The organism is Pseudomonas sp. 2995-1, from assembly GCF_002742505.1.
In the GTDB taxonomy this organism is placed as follows: domain Bacteria; phylum Pseudomonadota; class Gammaproteobacteria; order Pseudomonadales; family Pseudomonadaceae; genus Aquipseudomonas; species Aquipseudomonas sivasensis.
On sequence record NZ_LJSA01000543.1, the window covers coordinates 1 to 293 of the forward strand.

Annotated in this window: 1 protein-coding gene; it reads left to right on the top strand. The window is 38.9% G+C overall.

The genetic code is table 11. The annotated features are described in order from the left end of the window. Window positions 1-293 (top strand): anti-sigma factor (locus AOA61_RS31360; RefSeq protein WP_178075218.1); only part of this gene is annotated, 293 nt, incomplete at both ends.

The following is a 293-nucleotide window of genomic DNA, read 5'->3' on the forward strand; positions in this document are numbered from 1 at the left end:
GTCTACGAAATATTGCCGGAGTATAATGGAAATATAAAGGGGTATGTTTGGATAAATGATGTATCGAATGAAATGATGCTGTTTCTTGATGGCCTACCGGCTATTGCGCTACAAGATTATCAAGGTTGGGTACAAACACCTCATGAAGTGAAAAATGCTGGTGTAGTGAAAACGACAGGAGAAACAGGACTAGTTTATTATCAAGATGGAAGTATTGAAACATTGGAACATATTATGCTTAGTAGAGAGCCACTTGGTGGGAGTGAAGAACTTACAGATCCAAATCCAGCCAT